This window comes from Paraburkholderia sp. BR10936, from assembly GCF_040965735.1.
Classification (GTDB): domain Bacteria; phylum Pseudomonadota; class Gammaproteobacteria; order Burkholderiales; family Burkholderiaceae; genus Paraburkholderia; species Paraburkholderia nodosa_A.
On record NZ_JBFRCM010000057.1, the window covers coordinates 1 to 1,783 of the forward strand.

At 53.7% G+C, this 1,783-nt stretch carries 2 rRNA genes; both read left to right on the plus strand.

What is annotated here, in order from left to right:
- Window positions 1-1,472 (plus strand): 23S ribosomal RNA (locus AB4Y36_RS40365); the annotation flags it as partial.
- A 195-nt stretch (window positions 1,473-1,667) separates the two neighbouring features.
- Window positions 1,668-1,781: ribosomal RNA gene (gene rrf, locus AB4Y36_RS40370) — 5S ribosomal RNA — on the plus strand.
- The last annotated feature ends 2 nt before the right edge of the window (window positions 1,782-1,783 follow it).

Here is a 1,783-nt window from a genome sequence, read left to right on the forward strand (position 1 = left end):
GATGGGGGGACGGATCGCGGAAGGTTGTCCGGGTGTTGGAAGTCCCGGTCCTTGCATTGGAGAAGGCGCTTTGGCAAATCCGGGCGCGGGATTCAAGGGTGTGAGGCCAGTCTCTTCGGAGACGAAGCAACTGGAAGTGGTTCCAAGAAAAGCCTCTAAGCTTCAGTTCAACAGTGACCGTACCGCAAACCGACACAGGTGGGCGAGATGAGTATTCTAAGGCGCTTGAGAGAACTCGGGAGAAGGAACTCGGCAAATTGGTACCGTAACTTCGGGATAAGGTACGCCCTGGTAGCTTGACTGGCTTGCGCCAGAAGGGTGAAGGGGTTGCAATAAACTGGTGGCTGCGACTGTTTAATAAAAACACAGCACTCTGCAAACACGAAAGTGGACGTATAGGGTGTGACGCCTGCCCGGTGCCGGAAGATTAAATGATGGGGTGCAAGCTCTTGATTGAAGTCCCGGTAAACGGCGGCCGTAACTATAACGGTCCTAAGGTAGCGAAATTCCTTGTCGGGTAAGTTCCGACCTGCACGAATGGCGTAACGATGGCCACACTGTCTCCTCCCGAGACTCAGCGAAGTTGAAGTGTTTGTGATGATGCAATCTCCCCGCGGCTAGACGGAAAGACCCCATGAACCTTTACTGTAGCTTTGCATTGGACTTTGAACCGGTTTGTGTAGGATAGGTGGGAGGCTGTGAAGCGGGAACGCTAGTTTCCGTGGAGCCGTCCTTGAAATACCACCCTGATCTGTTTGAGGTTCTAACCTTGGTCCGTGATCCGGATCGGGGACAGTGCATGGTAGGCAGTTTGACTGGGGCGGTCTCCTCCCAAAGGGTAACGGAGGAGTACGAAGGTACGCTAGGTACGGTCGGAAATCGTGCTGATAGTGCAATGGCATAAGCGTGCTTGACTGTGAGACTCACAAGTCGAACAGGTGCGAAAGCAGGTCATAGTGATCCGGTGGTTCTGTATGGAAGGGCCATCGCTCAACGGATAAAAGGTACTCTGGGGATAACAGGCTGATACCGCCCAAGAGTTCATATCGACGGCGGTGTTTGGCACCTCGATGTCGGCTCATCTCATCCTGGGGCTGTAGCCGGTCCCAAGGGTATGGCTGTTCGCCATTTAAAGAGGTACGTGAGCTGGGTTTAAAACGTCGTGAGACAGTTTGGTCCCTATCTGCCGTGGGCGCTGGAAGTTTGAGGGGGCCTGCTCCTAGTACGAGAGGACCGGAGTGGACGAACCTCTGGTGTACCGGTTGTGACGCCAGTCGCATCGCCGGGTAGCTATGTTCGGAAGAGATAACCGCTGAAAGCATCTAAGCGGGAAACTCGCCTCAAGATGAGACTTCCCCGGGGACTTGATCCCCTTGAAGGGTCGTTCGAGACCAGGACGTTGATAGGTCAGGTGTGGAAGCGCAGTAATGCGTTAAGCTAACTGATACTAATTGCCCGTAAGGCTTGATCCTATAACAGGTGTGTTTTTAAAGACGCACGGTTGAGATCACGTGTCGGTCTACGTTAATGCTTCAGCATTTACGTAGAACCCACACTATGTGTGTTGTGCCTGAAACAACGCAACCCCAATTCAGCATCACCCTCTTTACGCTTCTTCCCGATTGGCTGTGGCGCGAACACAAAGCGCGACGCAGCAACCCGTCAAGCCTGATGACCATAGCGAGCTGGTCCCACCCCTTCCCATCCCGAACAGGACCGTGAAACAGCTCCACGCCGATGATAGTGCGGATTGCCCGTGTGAAAGTAGGTAATCGTCAGGCTC